The sequence below is a fragment of the Streptomyces sp. NRRL S-1022 genome, assembly GCF_000720135.1.
Classification (GTDB): domain Bacteria; phylum Actinomycetota; class Actinomycetes; order Streptomycetales; family Streptomycetaceae; genus Streptomyces.
Window position 1 is genome coordinate 90445 of record NZ_JOIU01000019.1, and the last position, 14180, is coordinate 104624.

General features: G+C 71.9%; 12 protein-coding genes. 5 read left to right on the forward strand and 7 right to left on the reverse strand.

What is annotated here, in order from left to right:
- Positions 1-104: 104 nt before the first annotated feature.
- From IG05_RS0126270 to IG05_RS0126295, 6 genes are read right to left on the reverse strand one after another with little or no spacing between them, the layout of a single operon-like run.
- A complete protein-coding gene (locus tag IG05_RS0126270) occupies positions 105-1535 on the reverse strand; it encodes an NAD(P)/FAD-dependent oxidoreductase (protein WP_030346376.1) in 1431 nt (476 codons plus the stop codon).
- 38 nt (positions 1536-1573) lie between these two features.
- On the reverse strand, positions 1574-2374 hold the full coding sequence (locus tag IG05_RS0126275) for an ABC transporter permease (protein ID WP_030346378.1): 801 nt from the start codon (positions 2372-2374) through the stop codon (positions 1574-1576).
- Positions 2375-3304 carry an ABC transporter permease gene (locus IG05_RS0126280; protein WP_030346380.1) on the reverse strand — a complete coding sequence of 310 codons (930 nt, stop codon included), beginning with the start codon at positions 3302-3304 and terminating at the stop codon, positions 2375-2377. It lies immediately after the preceding gene.
- The gene (locus IG05_RS0126285; protein ID WP_030346381.1) at positions 3304-4464 is read right to left on the reverse strand and encodes an ABC transporter ATP-binding protein; all 1161 of its coding nucleotides are present in this window, start codon (positions 4462-4464) and stop codon (positions 3304-3306) included. The genes IG05_RS0126280 and IG05_RS0126285 overlap by 1 nt, the downstream gene beginning before the upstream one ends.
- The gene (locus IG05_RS0126290) at positions 4461-5708 is read right to left on the reverse strand and encodes a polyamine ABC transporter substrate-binding protein (protein WP_030346383.1); all 1248 of its coding nucleotides are present in this window, start codon (positions 5706-5708) and stop codon (positions 4461-4463) included. Before IG05_RS0126290 ends, IG05_RS0126285 begins: the two co-directional genes overlap by 4 nt.
- A 53-nt stretch (positions 5709-5761) precedes the next feature.
- Entirely contained in the window at positions 5762-7297 is a 1536-nt protein-coding gene (locus tag IG05_RS0126295; protein WP_030346385.1) for a gamma-aminobutyraldehyde dehydrogenase, read from the reverse strand.
- Positions 7298-7506: 209 nt separating this feature from the next.
- Between IG05_RS0126295 and IG05_RS0126300 the strand changes: the two genes are divergently transcribed.
- Complete coding sequence (locus tag IG05_RS0126300; protein ID WP_037814776.1) at positions 7507-8070, forward strand: NADAR family protein; 564 nt, start codon at positions 7507-7509, stop codon at positions 8068-8070.
- A gap of 280 nt (positions 8071-8350) precedes the next feature.
- On the opposite strand, the gene IG05_RS0126310 is transcribed toward IG05_RS0126300, so the two are convergent.
- Positions 8351-8752, reverse strand: a complete 402-nt coding sequence (locus IG05_RS0126310; protein WP_030346388.1) for a DUF4190 domain-containing protein — start codon at positions 8750-8752, stop codon at positions 8351-8353.
- Between the two features lie 663 nt (positions 8753-9415).
- On the opposite strand from IG05_RS0126310, the gene IG05_RS0126315 reads away from it, so the two are divergent.
- The 4 genes from IG05_RS0126315 (at position 9416) to IG05_RS0126335 (ending at position 14160) form a co-directional block, all read left to right on the forward strand.
- Entirely contained in the window at positions 9416-10633 is a 1218-nt protein-coding gene (locus tag IG05_RS0126315; protein WP_107051428.1) for an adenosine deaminase, read from the forward strand.
- A 20-nt stretch (positions 10634-10653) separates the two neighbouring features.
- On the forward strand, positions 10654-11370 hold the full coding sequence (locus tag IG05_RS0126320; RefSeq protein WP_037814808.1) for a glycerophosphodiester phosphodiesterase: 717 nt from the start codon (positions 10654-10656) through the stop codon (positions 11368-11370).
- Positions 11371-11528: 158 nt separating this feature from the next.
- Positions 11529-12665 (forward strand): serine hydrolase domain-containing protein, encoded by a 1137-nt coding sequence (locus IG05_RS0126325; protein ID WP_030346393.1) that lies wholly within the window; start codon positions 11529-11531, stop codon positions 12663-12665.
- A gap of 310 nt (positions 12666-12975) precedes the next feature.
- Positions 12976-14160, forward strand: coding sequence for an exo-beta-N-acetylmuramidase NamZ domain-containing protein (locus IG05_RS0126335; RefSeq protein ID WP_030346396.1), 1185 nt, complete (start codon positions 12976-12978; stop codon positions 14158-14160).
- Positions 14161-14180 lie beyond the last annotated feature (20 nt).

The following is a 14180-nucleotide window of genomic DNA, read 5'->3' on the forward strand; positions in this document are numbered from 1 at the left end:
CGAGGGAGAGGGAGGTTCACGGCGGCCATTACGCGGGTTCCGGGCTCCTTTTCGGGTGACCGGCCCCGGAGGGGACGGCACCGCGAGGAGCGCGTACGAGTCCCTCAGCTGTCGAAGCCCAGCCCGAGGCGGTCCATCGTGCGCAGCCACAGGTTGCGTCGGCCCCCGTGGGCGTCCGCGCGGGCCAGGGACCACTTGGTGAGGGCGATCCCGGTCCAGGCGAACGGCTCCGGCGGGAACGGCAGCGGCTTCTTGCGGACCATCTCCAGCTCGGTCCGCTCGGTGCGTTCCCCGTCCAGCAGGTCCAGCATCACGTCCGCCCCGAACCGGCTCGCGCCGACGCCGAGGCCCGTGTAGCCCGCCGCGTAGGCCACCCGGCCCTGGTGGGCGGTGCCGAAGAACGCCGAGAAGCGGGAGCAGGTGTCGATCGCGCCGCCCCAGGCGTGGGTGAAGCGGACGCCCTCCAGCTGCGGGAAGCAGGTGAAGAAGTGGCCCGCGAGCTTGGCGTAGGTCTCGGGCCGGTCGTCGTACTCGGCGCGGACCCGGCCGCCGTAGGGGTAGATCGCGTCGTAGCCGCCCCACAGGATGCGGTTGTCGGCGGACAGCCGGAAGTAGTGGAACTGGTTCGCCGAATCCCCGAGGCCCTGTCTGTTCTTCCAGCCGATCGCGGCGAGCTGGTCGGTGCTGAGCGGCTCGGTCATCAGCGCGTAGTCGTAGACCGGGACGGTGTACGAGCGCACGCGGCGCAGCAGGCTCGGGAAGACGTTGGTGGCGAGGGCGACTTTGCGGGCGCGCACGACGCCGTACGGGGCGCGTACGGCCGTTCCGGCGCCGTAGCTCTTCAGGGTCAGGGCGGGTGTGTGCTCGTACACCCGCACCCCGAGCGCCAGGCAGGCCTTCTTCAGCCCCCAGGCCAGCTTGGCCGGGTGCAGCATGGCAACGCCCCGGCGGTCCCACAGGCCCGCCTCGAAGGTGGGCGAGTTCACCTGCTCGCGCACGGCGTCGGCGTCCAGGAACTCGATGCCGTCCGCGAGCCCCTTGTCCTCCAGCTGCCGGTGCCAGTCGCGCAGCTCCCAGGCCTGGTAGGTCTCGGTGGCGACGTCGATCTCGCCGGTGCGTTCGAACTCGCAGTCGATGCCGTGCCGGGCGATCGCCGCCTCGATCTCGTCGAGGTTGCGCCGGCCCAGCTCCTCCAGCGCGTGGATCTCGTCGGGCCAGCGGGCCAGCCCGTTGGGCAGGCCGTGCGTGAGGGAGGCGGCGCAGAAGCCGCCGTTGCGGCCCGAGGCGGCCCAGCCCACCTCGCGGCCTTCCAGCAGCACCACGTCGCGCTGCGGGTCGCGCTCCTTGGCGTTCAGCGCGGTCCACAGTCCGCTGTAGCCGCCGCCGACGACCAGCAGGTCGCAGGTCTCGGTGCCGGTGAGGGCGGGCTCGGCGTGCGGCTTTCCGGGGTCTTCCAGCCAGTACGGGACCGGCTGGGCTTCGGAGAGAGAGGCGATCCAGTTGTCTTTTCCACGGCTCATGGCGCTTGGGGCCATGATTTCAACTCCCTACAGAGGAATTCCCGAAAAGGCCGCTATGCCTTTTGCTTGTTCCGGCGATTGTTGATGAGCATCGAGGTCAGGACGAGCAGCACGGCGACGAGGAACATGGCCGTACCGATCACATTGATCTGCACGGGCGTTCCGCGCTGTGCCGACCCCCAGACGAACATGGGGAAGGTGACGGTGGAACCGGCGTTGAAATTGGTGATGATGAAATCGTCGAAGGAGAGCGCGAAGGAGAGCAGCGCGCCCGCGGCGATCCCGGGGGCCGCGATGGGCAGGGTGACCCGCACGAAGGTCTGCACGGGACCGGCGTACAGGTCGCGGGCGGCCTCTTCGAGACGCGGGTCCATCGACATCACGCGCGCCTTGACGGCGGTGACGACGAAGCTCAGGCAGAACATGATGTGGGCGATCAGGATCGTCCAGAAGCCCAGCTGGGCGCCCATGTTGAGGAACAGGGTGAGCAGCGAGGCGGCCATGACGACCTCGGGCATCGCCATCGGCAGGAAGATCAGCGAGTTGACGGCGCCGCGCGCGCGGAAGCGGTAGCGGACCAGCGCGAAGGAGATCATCGTGCCGAGGACGGTGGCGCCGACCGTGGCCCACACGGCGATCTGGAGGCTGAGGGACAGCGAGCCGCACATGTCGGCGACGCCGCACGGGTCCCGCCAGGCGTCCGTGGAGAACTGCTGCCACTCGTAGTTGAAGCGCCCCTTCGGTCTGTTGAAGGAGAACACCGTGACGACGACGTTGGGCAGCAGCAGATAGGCGAGCGTCAGCAGTCCGGCGATGACGACGAGACGGCGCTTGAGCCAGTTGACGAAGGGCATTTAGACCAGGTCCTCCGTCCCGGACCGGCGGATGTAGAGCGTGACCATGGCCAGGATCGCGGCCATGAGGATGAAGGACAGCGCCGCGGCCGTCGGGTAGTCCAGGATGCGCAGGAACTGCGTCTGGATGACGTTGCCGATCATGCGGGTGTCGGTGGAGCCGAGGAGTTCGGCGTTGACGTAGTCACCGGCCGCCGGGATGAAGGTCAGCAGGGTCCCGGAGACCACGCCCGGCATGGACAGCGGGAAGGTGACCTTGCGGAAGGTGGTCCACGGCCTGGCGTACAGGTCGCCGGCCGCCTCGTGCAGCCGTCCGTCGATCCGCTCCAGCGAGGTGTACAGCGGCAGGATCATGAACGGCAGGAAATTGTACGTCAGGCCGCACACCACCGCGAGCGGGGTGGCGAGGACGCGGTCGCCGGCCGTCCAGCCGAGCCAGTCGGTGAGGTCCAGGACGTGCAGCGAGTTCAGTGTGTGCACGACCACGCCGTTGTCGGCGAGGATCGTCTTCCAGGCCAGGGTGCGGATCAGGAAGCTGGTGAAGAACGGCGCGATCACCAGGATCATGATCAGGTTCTTCCAGCGGCCGGCGCGGAAGGCGATGAGGTAGGCCAGCGGATAGCCGAGCAGCAGGCACAGCACGGTCGCGGCGGCGGCGTAGAACACGGACCGCAGGAACTGCGGCCAGTACGCGGACAGCGCGTCCCAGTAGGTCGCGAAGTGCCAGGTGACCTTGTAGCCCTCCTCCAGGGAGCCCTGCTGCACGGAGGTGGAGGCCTGGTAGAGCATCGGCAGCGCGAAGAAGACGATCAGCCAGAGCATGCCGGGCAGCAGCAGCCAGTACGGCGTGAACCGGCCGCGCCTGCGCGGGGGCTTCTTCTCCGGGGTCGCGGGGGCGAGAGGCGGGGGCGCCTCGGTGAGGGTGGACATCAGGCGGCGACCTCTTCCTCGGTGCCCGCATCGATGTCCTGGGTGGCGTCCAGCCCGAAGGTGTGGGCCGGGCTCCAGTGCAGGACGACGTCGGCGCCGGGGACGAGCCGGCCGTCCCGCTCGACGTTCTGGACGTACACCGCGAGTTCGTCGCAGACGGGGCTGTCGATGACGTACTGCGTGGAGACACCGATGAAGCTGGCGTCGGCGATCTTGCCGGTGAGGCGGTTGCGGCCCGCCGGGATGTCGCCCGCGTCGTCGGCGTGGGTGAGGGAGATCTTCTCCGGGCGGATGCCGACCAGGACCTTGCCGCCGGCCGTGGTGGGGGCCGAACAGCGCGCCTCGGGCAGCACCAGCTTGCCGCCGCCCGCCTTGAGCACGAGGTCGTCGCCGTTCTTCGTGTCGACCTCCGCCTCGATGAGGTTGGAGGTGCCGAGGAAGTTCGCGACGAAGGTGCTCTGCGGGTTCTCGTACAGGTCGGCCGGCGAACCGAGCTGCTCCACCCGGCCCGCGTTCATCACGGCGACCGTGTCGGCCATGGTCATGGCCTCCTCCTGGTCGTGCGTGACGTGCACGAAGGTGATGCCGACCTCGGTCTGGATGCGCTTGAGCTCCAGCTGCATCTGGCGGCGCAGCTTGAGGTCGAGGGCGCCGAGCGGCTCGTCGAGCAGGAGCACCTTCGGGTGGTTGATCAGTGCGCGGGCCACCGCGACCCGCTGCTGCTGGCCACCGGAGAGCTGGTGCGGCTTCTTGCGGGCCTGCTCGCCCAGCTGGACCAGCTCCAGCATCTCCTCGACCTGCTTCTTCACGCTCTTGATGCCGCGCCGGCGCAGGCCGAAGGCGACGTTCTCGAAGATGTCGAGGTGCGGGAAGAGGGCGTAGGACTGGAAGACCGTGTTGACCGGCCGCTTGTACGGCGGCAGGTGGGTGACGTCCTGGTCGCCGAGGCGCACGGTCCCGGAGGAAGGTTCCTCCAGACCGGCGATCATGCGCAGGGTGGTGGTCTTGCCGCAGCCGGAGGCGCCGAGCAGGGCGAAGAAGGAGCCCTCGGGCACGGTCAGGTCCAGCGGGTGTACGGCGGTGAAGGAGCCGTAGGTCTTGGAGATGCCGGAGAGGCGGACGTCGCCGCTGTTGTCCGGTGTCGTCTTCATCGTCGTCACGCCCCTGTGAGCTTCGCGAACTTCTCTTCGTAGGCGGTCTCTTCCTTCTGGCTCAGGGAGCGGAAGGCATGGGACTTCGCCTGCATGGCCTTGTCGGGGACGATCAGCGGGTTCTCCGCCGCGTCCTTGTCGATCTTCGCAAGGTAGGGCTTCACACCGTCGACCGGCGTCACGTAGTTGATGTACGCGGCGAGCGCGGCGGCCTGCTCGGGCTCGTAGTAGAAGTCGATGAGCCGCTCGGCGTTCGTCTTGTGCCGTGCCTTGTTGGGGACGCACATGTTGTCGGTCGACGTCATGTAGCCGCTGTCCGGGATGACGAAGTCGACGTCCGGGCTGTCCGACTTGAGCTGGACCACGTCACCCGCCCAGGCGACGCAGGCCGCGAGGTCGCCCTTGGTCAGGTCGGAGGTGTAGTCGTTGCCGGTGAAGCGGCGGATCTGGCCCTTGTCGACGGCCTTCTGGAGGCGGGCGATCGCCGCGTCGAAGTCGTCGTCGGTGAACCTCGCCGGGTCCTTGCCCATGTCGAGCAGGGTCATGCCGACGGAGTCCCGCATCTCCGACAGGAAGCCGACGCGCCCCTTGAGCCGGGGGTTGTCGAGCAGGTCGGAGACCGACTTCACCTCGATGCCGTCGAGCGCCTTCTTGTTGTAGGCGATGACGGTGGAGATGCCCTGCCAGGGGTACGAGTACGCCCGCCCGGGGTCCCAGTCGGGGTTGCGGAACTGGGCCGAGAGGTTGGTGTACGCGTGCGGCAGGTTCGACGGGTCGAGCTTCTGCACCCAGCCGAGGCGGATCAGCCGGGCGGCCAGCCAGTCGGTGAGGACGATGATGTCCCGGCCGGTGTCCTGGCCCGCGGCGAGCTGCGGCTTGATCTTGCCGAAGAACTCGTTGTTGTCGTTGATGTCCTCGGTGTAGTCGACCGTGATCCCGGTCCGCCGGCGGAAGGTGTCGAGCGTCGGGTGGTGCTTGCCGCCGGCGTCGACGTCGATGTACTCGGTCCAGTTGGAGAAGTTCACCGTCTTCTCGCGCGCCGAGTGGTCCTGGGCGGAGGTGCCGCCCTGCGTCTTGCCGGCCGCGGGGATCCCGCAGCCGCTGAGCGCCCCGAGACCGCCGGCTGCGAGCGCGCCGGTCGCGGAGGCCCGCAGCAGCGACCGGCGGGTCAGGGCGGCCCTGCCATTGCGGAGGCTGCGCCGCAGGGCGGCCGCTTGGGGCGGGGTCAGACGGTCGGGCTCGTACTGCTCCATGCGCGTGGTGCCCTTTCGGGAGGGAGCGGCCTGGTCGGTGGCCGGGTCGGTCTCTAGCGGTCCCCGAAGACGGTGCGGTGCCAGTCCTTCTCGGCCACCGCGGTGTTGTCGAACATTACGTGTTTGACCTGCGTGTACTCCTCGAAGGAGTACGCCGACATGTCCTTGCCGAAGCCCGAGGCCTTGTAGCCGCCGTGCGGCATCTCGCTGATGATCGGGATGTGGTCGTTGACCCAGACGCAGCCCGCCTTGATCTCGCGGGTGGCCCGGTTCGCGCGATAGACGTTCGTGCTCCACGCGGAGGCGGCGAGGCCGTAGGGGGTGTCGTTGGCCAGCCGGATTCCTTCATCATCGCCGTCGAACGGCAGTACGACCAGTACGGGGCCGAAGATCTCCGACTGGACGATCTCGCTGTCCTGGGCCGCGTCGGCGATCAGCGTGGGCCGGTAGTAGGCGCCGTCCTTCAGGTCCCCCTGCGGGGCCTCGCCGCCGGTGACCACGCGTGCGTAGGCGCGCGCCCGGTCCACGAAGGCGGCGACCCGGTCGCGCTGGACGTGCGAGATCAGCGGGCCGAGGTCGGTACCGGGTGCGAACGGGTCCCCGAGCCGGACCGTCTCCATCAGCGCGGCCGTCCGCTCCACGAACGCCTCGTACAGCGGGCGCTGCACGTACGCGCGCGTGGCGGCCGTGCAGTCCTGCCCGGTGTTGATGAGCGCGCCCGCGACCGCGCCGTGCACGGCGGCGGTCAGGTCGGCGTCGTCGAAGACGACGAAGGGCGCCTTGCCGCCCAGCTCCAGGTGCAGCCGCTTGACGGTGGCGGTGGCGATCTCGGCGACGCGCCTGCCGACCGCGGTGGACCCCGTGAAGGAGGTCATGGCGACGTCGGGGTGCCCGACCAGGTGCTCACCGGCCTCCTTCCCGGTGCCGGTGACGATGTTGATCACCCCGTCCGGGATGCCCGCGTCCGTGGCGGCCTGCGCGAACAGCAGCGAGGTCAGCGGGGTCGTCTCGGCGGGTTTCAGCACGACGGTGTTGCCCGCGGCGACCGCCGGGAGGATCTTCCAGGCGGCCATCTGGAGCGGGTAGTTCCAGGGCGCGATGGAGCCGACGACACCGATGGGCTCACGCCGGACGTACGACGTGTGGTCGCCCGAGTACTCCCCGGCCGACTGCCCCTGCAGGTGCCGGGCGGCACCCGCGAAGAAGGCGGTGTTGTCGATGGTGCCCGGCACGTCGAACTCGCGGGTCAGCTTCAGCGGCTTGCCGCACTGGAGGGACTCCGCGCGGGCGAACTCCTCCGCGCGGTCGGCCAGCACGGCTGCGAACCGGTGCAGGGCGTCCGAGCGCTCGCCCGGGGTGGTGGCGGCCCACTCCGGGAAGGCCGCGCGTGCGGCGGCGACGGCCGCGTCGACGTCGTCGGTGCCGGCCAGCTCGTAGGTGTACACCTCCGCGCCGGTGGCGGGGTCGATCACGGTGTGACGGCGGCCCGAAGTGCCCTTGGCGGGCCGGCCGGCGATGAATTGCGCGCCGTCCGCGAAACGGTCCTGCGCGGGAAATCGTTCCGGGGTGGCGGTGCCCGGGTTGTGCATGTCGCTCTCCTCCGCCGTGCACCCCGTCCTGGGGGGCGGGTGGCGTAGCTCCAGCTCGATTTGAGTGCCGATCCTGACAGAGCCATAGGGCCCTAACAAGGGATTCCGTTGTTGCCTTTTGGTTACGCGACGGAATCTGTCGACCAGGTGTCGAGTCGCCGCGGAAAAGGGCGGACGGAGTGTCAGTGGTGCGTGCCAGACTCGCGTGCATGGGAAAGATCGACGGAGTGGCCTCGCTGATCAGGGAGATCCGGGCGGGGTCCCGGATCAGGTACCTCTACTTCTGGGGGCACCGGCCGCGGCCGGACGGCGGGGTCGGCGCGAGCTGTCTCAGCCAGTGGTGGCCCGCACCGTTCGTGGTGGACGGGGTGGAGTACGCGACGGCCGAGCACTGGATGATGGCCGGCAAGGCCCGGCTCTTCGGGGACGCGGAGGCGGAGCGGCAGGTGCTGGCCGCGGAGCATCCCGCCGAGGCGAAGAAGGCGGGGCGGCTGGTGCGGGGCTTCGACGAGGGGACCTGGGAGCGGGAGCGGTTCCGGCTGGTGGTCGAGGGCAGCCTGCACAAGTTCGCCGCCCATGACGACCTCGGGCTGTTCCTGCTGGGCACCGGGGACCGGGTCCTGGTGGAGGCGAGCCCCCTGGACCGTATATGGGGCATCGGCCTGGCGGCGGACGACGAGGCGGCCGCGGACCCGGAGCGCTGGCGGGGCCAGAACCTGCTGGGCTTCGCGCTGATGGAGGCACGGGAACGGCTGGCGGGGGCCGGCGCGTAGCCCTGCGGGGCCTGGGCGGACGGGGGGGCACGGGGCGACGGGGTGGGGCTGGGGACTGGTGCCGGGCAGGGAGCGGACAGGCGGGCAGAGAGCGGGCAGGTGCGTGTCAGTGCGGTGCCGTGCCGGTGCCGACCGGCAGCTGCTCGGTGCCGGGTGACCAGCTGCCGGCTGCGGGTTGTCGGTACCGACTGCCTGCTGCCTGCTGTCGGGCAGCTCACCCGTGGCCTTCGGGCCGGCCTCGTCGGCCGGCCTCGACAGACCCGGCCGCTTGGCCTCGGCGTCAGCCGCGCGCCGCGATGACCACGGCGAACACGCCCAGCACCAGGACGACCCCCACGGCGCCGCAGATGATGCCGGCGAGGGCCACGCCCGGGTTCGTCGCCTCGCCGCGTGCGGCCTTGCCCCGCCCGATCCCGCCGAAGATCAGGGCCAGGACGCCCAGCACGAAGGCGACGGGCCACGCGATGAAGCCGACCGCCGAGATGATGCCCAGCACCAGCGAGGCGGTCCCCATGCCGTTGCTCGCAGGCGCCTGCATGCCGGGCCAGCCGTAGCCGGTGCCGACGGGGTACGGCGCGTACGGGGTCTGCTGCGGGGCCGGGTAGCCGTACGCCGCCGTGGGGCCCGGGTAGCCGTAGGGCACCTGGCCGGGACCGTCCGGCGCGATGGGCGGCGGAGGCACCGCTTCCGTGCCCGCGTGCGGGGGGAAGGGGTGCACCGGGGGTGCGAAGGGGTTCGGCTGCGGTGCGGTCGGCCCGGGAGTCGGGGGCGCGAAGGGGTTCGGCTGCGGCGCGGCGGTGGGAGGTGTGAACGGGTTCGGCTGCTGCGCGGTCGGCCCGGGAGCCGGGGGTGCGAATCCGCCGGCCGGGCTGGCCCAGCCCGCACGGCCGGCGTCGGCCGGCGCGGCCGCCGGCAAGGAGGTCAGCGTCTGCTGATCGTGCACGGTTCCGGGAGCCGGGACGGATCGGGGGACGGCTGCCTGGTCCTGAGCGTGGACAGAACCGGTGCCCGGTATCGCGTCGTGGACGGAGCCGGTGCCCGGAACGGCGTCCTGGGCCGATTCCCGGTCCGCTCCCGGCACCGCGTCGCCCGTCTCAGGCGGCGTCCACCGGCCCGCCGCCGGCACGGCCGCGTCCGCCACCGGTGCCGCCCGGCCCGCTCCCGGAGCCTGCTGGTCCCCCGGCGTCGGCTGCCACCCGCCCCTCGCCGCCGGCTCCGCCCCCGTCGGCCCCTGTTCCCCTTCCTTCGCCAGGGACAGGCGGGGTCGCGCCTGGTCGGGTCCGGTCGGGTGTGGGGCGGGTACGGGCTGCGGCGCCTCGTCGGACATGGTGGAAGGACCCCCTCGCTGGACGTCCCGTCATGCTACGGGCAGGGCGGGAGGCGGTGGCCCGGGGCCTACGATGATCCCGCGTCACCGATCAGCCGATCACCGCGCCCGCACCACGGACGACGGGCCACCGTCTCCGCCGCGGGCGCCCGTCCCGGGGAGGCCCCCTTGACCGACAGCTCCGTACCCGCCACCGGCACCGCCGACCGCGATCTGCACACCTTCATCGCCGGGCTGCCCAAGGCCGAACTGCACGTCCACCACGTCGGCTCCGCCTCCCCCCGCATCGTCTCGGAACTGGCCGCCCGCCACCCCGACTCCATGGTCCCCACCGACCCCGAGGCCCTGGCCGACTACTTCACGTTCACCGACTTCGCGCACTTCATCGAGGTGTACCTCTCGGTCGTGGACCTCATCCGCACCCCGGAGGACGTCCGGCTGCTCACCTACGAGGTGGCCCGTGACATGGCCCGGCAGCAGGTGCGGTACGCCGAGCTGACCATCACCCCCTTCTCCTCCACCCGCCGCGGCATCGACGAGCGCGCGTTCATGGACGCGATCGAGGACGCCCGGAAGGCGGCCGAGGCCGAGTTCGGGACCGTACTGCGCTGGTGCTTCGACATCCCCGGCGAGGCGGGCCTGGAGGCGGCCGAGGAGACCACCCGGCTGGCCACCGAGGACCGGGTCCGCCCGGAGGGCCTGGTGTCGTTCGGGCTCGGCGGGCCGGAGATCGGCGTACCCCGGCCGCAGTTCAAGCCGTACTTCGACCGGGCCATCGCCGCCGGCCTGCGCTCCGTCCCGCACGCCGGGGAGACGACCGGCCCGGAGACGGTGTGGGACGCGCTGACCGACCTGCGCGCCGAGCGCATCGGGCACGGCACCAGCTCCGCCCGGGACCCCCGGCTGCTCGCCCACCTCGCCGAGCACCGCATCGCGCTGGAGGTGTGCCCGACCTCCAACATCGCCACCCGCGCGGTCCGCGCCCTGGAAGAGCACCCGATCAGGGAGTTCGTCCGGGCCGGCGTGCCGGTCACGGTCAACTCCGACGACCCGCCGATGTTCGGCACCGACCTGAACAACGAGTACGCGGTGGCCGCCCGGCTGCTGGACCTGGACGAGCGCGGCCTGGCGGACCTCGCCAGGAACGCGGTCGAGGCCTCCTTCCTGGACCCGGCGGGCAAGGCGCGGATCATCGCGGAGATCGACACCTACACCGCCGCGTGGCCGGCAGCCTGACACCCAGCACAATGGGGGCCATGCAGACCGTGACCGCCGTGGCCCACCGCGGCGACCCCTACCGTTTCACCGAGAACACCCTCGACTCGCTGCGGTCCGCGCTCGGCCGGGGCGCGGACGCCGTCGAGGTCGACGTCCGGCTCACCCGCGACGGCGTGCCCGTGCTGCTGCACGACGACACGCTGCGGCGGCTGTGGGAGGTCGACCGGCCGCTGGGCGCGCTGTCCGCCGACGAGCTGCGCGGGCTCACGGCGGGCGGGGTGCCGACGCTGGCGGAGGCGCTGGCCGCGACCGGGGACAGCAGGGTGATGGTCGACCTGTGCGGGCCGGTCGGCCGCCGCACGGTGGAGCGGACCCTGGACGCGGTCCGGCAGAGCGGGGCCCAGGACCGCGTCTACTACTGCGCGCACGCCGAGGCGATGCTGGCCGTCCGCGCCGCCGACCCGGCCGCCGAGATCGCCCTGACCTGGACGACCCTGGCCCCGCCCCGGCCCGCACTGCTGGCCGCGATCCGCCCGCGCTGGCTCAACTACCGCTTTCCCCTGGTGAGCCGGGAGCTGACGGCCCGCGTCCACCACGACGGCCTGCTGCTGTCGGTGTGGACCCCGGACACCCGCCGCTCGATGAGCCGCCTGCTGGATCTGGGCGTCGACTCGATCACGACGAACCGGGTCGACGTCCTGCACGCCCTGCGCACCGCGGACCGGCCCGCCGCTCCGCGTGCCGCCCACCCGTAGGGGCTGTCCCGGACAACTCCCCTAGCTTTGGGGCTGGTTGATCGGGGACGGGCCAGGGTCGTGCGCCCTCCTCGGTGAGGATCCGCGGTCCGCTCCCGGCCCCGGAAGATGATCACGAAGCGTCTTCCGGCGCCGAAACGTCGTTCGAGGAGCCCCGTATGCGCCCCACCCGTCGTTCCGTCCTCCTGACCACCGCCGTCGTCACCGCGCTGGCCGCCGGCCCGCTGGCCGCACCGGCGTTCGCCGCGTCCGCGCCCCCGGCGTCCGCCCGGGCCACGGCCGGCCCGGACTCCGAGGCCCTCGCCGCCGCGATCGCCGGGCTGCCCGACCACGACGCCACCGCGGCGCTGCTGCGCGTCGGCGGCGACGGGACCTGGCGCGGGACGGCCGGCGTGCGCGACGTCCGGACCGGGGCGCCGGCCCTGGAGAACGCGCGGTTCCGGGCCGGTTCGGTGACGAAGGTGGTGACGGCGTCGATCGTGCTGCAACTGGCCGCGGAGGGCCGGATCGACCTGGACGGCACCGTGCAGCGGTACCTGCCGGGCCTGCTCACGGAGGAGTTCGCGCCGATCACCGTACGGCAGTTGCTGAACTACACCAGCGGCCTGCGCCCGGGCGCGTCCCTCGGCGACACCGTGGAGGACGGTTATTCGCACCGCTTCGAGACGCTGACGCCCCGCCAAGTGGTGGCGGCCTCCGTGGCGGAGGGCCCGGCGTCCGCGCCGGGTACGCAGCAGAGCTACGGCAACATCCACTACACCGTGCTCGGCATGCTCATCGAGAAGGTGACCGGTGACTCGTACGCGCACCAGGCCGCGGTGCGCGTCTTCCGGCCGCTCGGCATGCGGCACAGCTCCTTCCCGGCCGGCGCGGACCCGCGGATCCACGGGCCGCACGACCGGGGTTACGACTGGATCGACGGCAAGCTGGTCGACGTGACCGACTGGAACATGTCCGACCGCTGGGCAGCCGGTGACCTGATCTCCACTACCGCCGACCTGGAGCGGCTGCTGGTGGGGCTGTTCCGGGGCCGGGTGGTGCCCGAGCCGCAGTTGCGGGAGATGTTCACGCTGCCGGACGTGCCCGGGGCGCGGTACGGCGCGGCGCTGGAGCGGTTCGAGGCGAACGGCAAGGTGATCTGGGGCAAGACGGGTTCCCGGCCGGGGTACGCGACGGTGATCGCGGCGACGCCGGACCTGTCCCGCACCCTGGTCTACTCGGTGAACTCCACGGACGCGAAGGGCGACGGCCTGGCCGTCGCCCAGCGCTTCGCGTTCCCCGCGTTCAACCGCTGACGGACGGCGCGCCGAGGTCCTCCGGTCGCCCGATCCTCTTCCGTACCGGTGCCGTACCGGGCGAAGGGGTATCGGGCGTCGGCCGTGTCCAGCCCTCCCGCACCCGGGTGATCCACGCCGCCGGCCCGGGCAGGTGCTCCGGGACGGACGGCGCCCGCAAGGCATCCTCGGTCCGGCGCACTTCGCGGACCGGCGGGAAGGCGGTGGCGTCGAAACCCATGGAACGGCACGTCGTTATTGCGGAATTACCGGACATGCCAGTACATTCCCCCCACCGCTTCGAGAGGTCACCGGCAGACGGGGGCAGGGCATGGGCAGGGACGGCCGCTGCGCGGTGACGCCCGGGATCGCACGCCTGCACGCGGCGCCCTCGCTCGCCGGGCCCGGCCGGCTCGGGCTGGTGACCAACCACACCGGCGTCCTGCCCGACCTGCGCCCGGCCGCGCCCGCGCTGCTGGAGGCCGGCGCGCGGCTGGTCGCCCTGTTCGGTCCCGAGCACGGGCTGCACGGCACCGGCCAGGCCGGCGAGAGCGAGGACACCCGCACGGACCCCGTCACAGGGCTGCCGGTCCACGACACCTACCGGTGCGACGGCGAACGCCTCGACAAACTGCTGACCGGCAGCGGCGTCGACGCCCTGGTGTACGACCTCCAGGACGTCGGGGCGAGGTTCTACACCTACGTGTGGACGATGTCCGACCTGATGGTCTCGGCGGCCCGTACGGGTGTCCGGTTCGTGGTCGCCGACCGGCCCAATCCCCTGGGCGGGCTCGTCAGCGAGGGCCCGCCGCTCGATCCGGCGTGGGCGAGCTTCGTCGGGCGGGCGCCGATCCCGGTACGGCACGGCCTCACCTGCGGTGAACTGGCCCGGTGGCTCAACGCCTCCGTCGTGCCCCAGGCGGCCGGCCGCGCGGCCGGCCTGACGGTGATCGAGGCGGCCGGCTGGCGGCGCGCCACCACCGCCGAGGCCACCGGCCTGCCGTGGGTCGCGCCCTCGCCGAACATGCCGACACCCGCCACGGCCGCCGTCTACCCGGGCACCTGTCTGTTCGAGGGGACGAACCTCTCCGAGGGCCGGGGCACCACGCAGCCGTTCGAGATCATCGGGGCGCCGTACGTCGACGGCCGGTTCGCGCCGGCGCTCGCCGCACTGGGCCTGCCCGGAGTGCGCTTCCGCGAACTGCGGTTCACACCGGCCTTCCACCGGCACGCCGGACGGCCGCTGCGCGGGGTCCAGCTCCACCTCACCGACCGCACCGCCTTCGCCCCCGTACGCACCGCCGTCGCGATGCTCGCCACGCTGCGCCGGCTGTACCCGGACGACTTCGCCTGGCGGCCCCCCGCGGAGGCCGGCGGGCGGCACTTCATCGACCTGCTGTGGGGGTCCGACCGGCTGCGGCGGGCCGTCGACGCGGGCGAGGACCCGCTGCCGCTGTGCGATCCGCCGGCACCGCCGGGCCGGTGGGCCGGCGACGACGCGCTGCTCTACCCCTGAGACCGGGAAGGACCCCCGTC